This window comes from Microcoleus sp. BM001215392, assembly GCF_036700185.1.
Classification (GTDB): Bacteria; Cyanobacteriota; Cyanobacteriia; order Cyanobacteriales; family Microcoleaceae; genus Microcoleus.
Map to the genome: position 1 here is coordinate 1 of NZ_JAUBOJ010000400.1, position 4,333 is coordinate 4,333.

The following is a 4,333-nucleotide window of genomic DNA, read 5'->3' on the forward strand; positions in this document are numbered from 1 at the left end:
AACTAATAACTTATATGCGGTCATGCTTCGCCCTCTTCAACAACCAGATGCACCCGATTTTTGGCTTAAAATCCGTGAGTCAGTAGGTGTAAAAATTGGCGTGTTGAATTTTGAGGCTGTAACACAGACGCTGCAAGGGTTTGATGCTAATAGGTCAAAAAAACGATTCCCGGATCGGCTAAAACCCATACTAGATAAGAGTTTGAAGGCTATATGAAAAATAGCGTATTGACATACCGAAGCCTGAAATGGTACTTTGAGATTGGATTCACGGAACTGAACCTTGAAAATCAAATACACCAACGGTTTGAAATGCCGGCGGCGGGGAAACCCATAAATCCCTATCAGGGATTGAAACAAATAAAATAGCCGCTCAGACTGGACATCTGGCGGCGGGGAAACCCATAAATCCCTATCAGGGATTGAAACTAGGCAGATTACTGTTGACAATTCCGATTTAAAGGCGGGGAAACCCATAAATCCCTATCAGGGATTGAAACTTCCTGTAGTTGCATTGACCCCACCGACTATCTGGCGGGGAAACCCATAAATCCCTATCAGGGATTGAAACCGACAGTGGAAGCTTCCAGCAGTTGCAGCAACGGGGGCTGGCGGGGAAACCCATAAATCCCTATCAGGGATTGAAACTCAGTAACAGCGATCGCGCCGGAGGCGATCGAGCAGGAAACGCCGCGATATGGCGGGGAAACCCATAAATCCCTATCAGGGATTGAAACGGCTGCGACGACGATGATTGCAACTATTCCAGCGATCGTCCGCGGGGAAACCCATAAATCCCTATCAGGGATTGAAACAACAGACGATGCTATCCTTGGTGGATGGCATATATAGCGGGGAAACCCATAAATCCCTATCAGGGATTGAAACATACAGGCTGTAAAGCGGAACTCCCGAGGCGTGGCTCATTTTGGCGGGGAAACCCATAAATCCCTATCAGGGATTGAAACCCTTCTTCGTCAGCTACTTCGCTGAAAAGTTTGAGCGGGGAAACCCATAAATCCCTATCAGGGATTGAAACGGCTAGCTAATTTGCTGATAATACTATTATAATGCGCGGGGAAACCCATAAATCCCTATCAGGGATTGAAACTGTCGCTTTTATGCTTAGTTAAAACTTTTTCATTAAGCGGGGAAACCCATAAATCCCTATCAGGGATTGAAACTTAATATGTGTACTTCCTCGTCTTGAAATGGGTTAAGCGGGGAAACCCATAAATCCCTATCAGGGATTGAAACGAAAAATTTTTGCCGGGGGATTTAGAGGATAAGCGGGGAAACCCATAAATCCCTATCAGGGATTGAAACTTACAGCTCGTAATATTCTAGTAAAGTGTTGCCGTTGGCGGGGAAACCCATAAATCCCTATCAGGGATTGAAACCCTTTGTCTATAATGTCAAGATGAACAAAGATTAGAGCGGGGAAACCCATAAATCCCTATCAGGGATTGAAACTCGGGAAAATTCATCGCATAGATTTCACCGGCTTTGGGCGGGGAAACCCATAAATCCCTATCAGGGATTGAAACATATCGATATGGTTGATTTTGACAAATCGAGAGTAGGCGGGGAAACCCATATTTCCCTGTCTAGGGCTTGAAACGACGCTAAAACGTAAGCCCCCGCGAGAAAACCGCAAAATCCCGATCGCGAAACCAGATTAAAATAATCGAGTCAAGTTGACTTTATTTTTTAATTCCCATGCGTATTTGGCAAGCCGATTTCTACCGCCGCCCTCTCCGAGATGAAACCGGTAAACCATTGTGGGAACTCCTCATCTGCGACTCGGCCCAAACCTTTCAATTTAGCGCCCTTTGCCGGCAGTCGGAAGCCAACTCCCATTGGCTAGCCGCCAAATTCCAGCAAGCTCAAGCCCAGAAATTGCCCGACACAATCCAAGTATTTAGACCTCAGTCTCTCAGTTTAATCGAAGCTGCGGGCAAAGTTTTGGGCGTCAAAGTAGAAGCAACTCGGCGCACCCCCGCCCTGAAAACCCTGCTACAACAACGCGCCCAAGAATATTCCAGTCTGCCTAATTATACTAATGAAGCTTATCGGCCGATCGAGCTTGAGACACCTCCACCCATCCCCCTACCCGAAAATCTCTGGGGCGATACCTGGCGTTTTGCATCCCTACGGGCCGGCGACATCCTAGAAGCCTTCCAAGGGCGTCCCATCCCCATCTTAGAAATGCCCGAATTGCTATTACCCCTAAACTTGGGCTTAGCCTCAACAGTACCCGTGCCCGGAGTAGTAATTGACGGCGGGCGACAATCAATGCGCTTGGCTAGATGGCTTCAGGAAGCCAAACCCTTCGCCTTGAACTATATCGCCGGAGCTCCCGACGGATTGATTTTGGAAGCTGGATTAGCCGACAGATGGGTTGTCGCAACTTTTGAAGATAGCGAAGTCAAAGCCGCCGCCGAAACTTACCAACAGCGCAAACAATTAAGTAAAGGATTGCATTTCCTCTTAGTCCAGCCCGATGATAGCGGCATGACTTATACAGGATTTTGGCTGCTAAATTTTAATTCGTAATAGTAATCGTAGGGTGTGTCGCCACGCACAATCCCTGGCTACCTACCGACAATTTAATAGCGACGCACCTGACTACAATGGTTTTATAAACAAACCTAACATTTATTCTGTAGCAATCTTTTTCCAAAATGGTATGAAATGCGGTACAGCTTACCAATCATGAAAAATTATTGCTACAACACAAATTATTGTGGTACCGAGTAAAACGGAGGTTGTTTGCTCAAATATTGTCGGTGCGTCGCTAGGAGATTTTCGTTTTTTTTAGGGATTATTCATGGCGACACACCCTACACACTCGAATACCCCCCCTTATACAGGGGGGAAGAATACTGTTATTTCGTTTTAAATTGGTATAAAGTACCGCCCGAACTTTCGTTCCAGGAGATACAAGCTAAAACACAAATTTTTAAATTTTATCTATTCCACAACCAGAATCAATCCATCTTGGATGCCCTGATGGATTCGGTTAATCTGACACCTATCCTTTTCGTTGAGACGAGTGGCCGAAAGCATTGCAGATTTCAGCAGCCGCCTGTCGAGAGGCGTAATTTGGCGGAAAGCAAAGATTCGTTGGACGATCGCCTCGATCGCGACCTTAGGTACGCTAGCAGAACTGACTGTCATTTTTTTAACACCCTGAAAATAGATAACAGAACCCTGTACCTTTATTCTTAAAGATTTTGTAAAGATACATTGTGATTAAGATCATACTTATTTTGTGACAATTACGTGTATAAACAATAACAATTGGTATAAAAATTAAATAATCTTAATGCAAACTTAACAATAGCTCGATAGAATCAATGTTGTAAAACTCAGACAGAGGGTAAGATGGCACAGGCAAAAATCGGCATCATCGGCGGCAGTGGTTTATACAAGATGGAAGCCCTCAAGGATGTGGAAGAGGTGATAATCGATACACCCTTTGGCTCGCCCTCTGATGCAGCCATTGTGGGAACGTTAGACGGTACACCCGTGGCATTTATGGCCAGACACGGCCGCAATCACACTTATTTGCCCTCGGAAGTCCCCTATCGGGCAAATATCTATGCGATGAAGAGTCTGGGAGTTGAGTATTTAATCTCAGCGTCGGCGGTTGGTTCCCTCAAAGCAGAGGCCAAACCTTTAGATATGGTAGTACCAGATCAGTTTATCGATCGCACAAAAAATCGAGCTTCTACATTTTTCGGAGAAGGAATAGTCGGTCACATCACCTTCGGCGATCCGATTTGCAGCGAATTGGCTAAAGTGTTGGTAAGTGCGATCGAATCCTTGAACCTCGCCGACGTTTCCCTGCATCGCGGTGGCACTTACGTCTGCATGGAAGGCCCCGCATTTTCCACCAAAGCAGAATCCCATCTTTACCGCAGTTGGGATGCGACAGTCATCGGGATGACAAATTTACCCGAAGCAAAATTGGCCCGAGAAGCAGAGATTGCTTACGCAACTTTAGCATTAGTCACCGATTACGACTGCTGGCATACCGAACACGATAGCGTAACAGTAGAAATGGTAATCGCTAACTTGCACCGCAATGCGGAAAATGCCCAAAAAGTAATTCAAGAAACTGTGCGGAGGCTAACCGAAAACCCCCCTGTTTCTGAGGCACATTCAGCTTTGAAATATGCGATTTTGACTCCGCTGGACAAAGTGCCGGCAGCAACTAAGGAGAAAATGGGTTTGTTATTGCAGAAATATTTGTAAGTTTCTAAAAGTTCTACAAAACCCGGTTTCTCGCTACTTACAAAGTCTGGGTGTACGCTAATCTCAGAAACCG

General features: G+C 45.7%; 4 protein-coding genes and 1 CRISPR repeat array. Of the genes, 3 read left to right on the plus strand and 1 reads right to left on the minus strand.

Features of this window, described 5'->3' with window-relative positions; translation table 11 throughout:
• Nucleotides 1-217, plus strand: a 217-nt coding sequence (locus QT974_RS28970) for a hypothetical protein (protein WP_333471841.1), incomplete at its 5' end; no start/stop codon positions are given.
• 104 nt (nt 218-321) lie between these two features.
• A CRISPR array of direct repeats spans nt 322-1,547; the repeat unit is 37 nt; unit sequence GCGGGGAAACCCATAAATCCCTATCAGGGATTGAAAC.
• A 172-nt stretch (nt 1,548-1,719) separates the two neighbouring features.
• Nucleotides 1,720-2,556: a Tab2/Atab2 family RNA-binding protein gene (locus QT974_RS28975; protein ID WP_333471842.1), complete on the plus strand. Its 837-nt coding sequence runs from the start codon at nt 1,720-1,722 to the stop codon at nt 2,554-2,556.
• Between the two features lie 417 nt (nt 2,557-2,973).
• On the opposite strand, the gene QT974_RS28980 is transcribed toward QT974_RS28975, so the two are convergent.
• Entirely contained in the window at nt 2,974-3,180 is a 207-nt protein-coding gene (locus tag QT974_RS28980; RefSeq protein ID WP_333471843.1) for a hypothetical protein, read from the minus strand.
• A 207-nt stretch (nt 3,181-3,387) separates the two neighbouring features.
• Here QT974_RS28980 and QT974_RS28985 point away from each other — a divergent pair, with 207 nt between their 5' ends.
• The gene (locus QT974_RS28985) at nt 3,388-4,260 is read left to right on the plus strand and encodes an S-methyl-5'-thioadenosine phosphorylase (protein WP_333471844.1); all 873 of its coding nucleotides are present in this window, start codon (nt 3,388-3,390) and stop codon (nt 4,258-4,260) included.
• The last annotated feature ends 73 nt before the right edge of the window (nt 4,261-4,333 follow it).

What these genes read in the sequence shown, in the direction of transcription:
- QT974_RS28980 (WP_333471843.1), bottom strand. Translation starts at nt 3,180, where the DNA reads ATGACAGTCAGTTCTGCTAGCGTACCTAAGGTCGCGATCGAGGCGATC.
- QT974_RS28985 (WP_333471844.1), top strand. Translation starts at nt 3,388, where the DNA reads ATGGCACAGGCAAAAATCGGCATCATCGGCGGCAGTGGTTTATACAAG.
- QT974_RS28975 (WP_333471842.1), top strand. Translation starts at nt 1,720, where the DNA reads ATGCGTATTTGGCAAGCCGATTTCTACCGCCGCCCTCTCCGAGATGAA.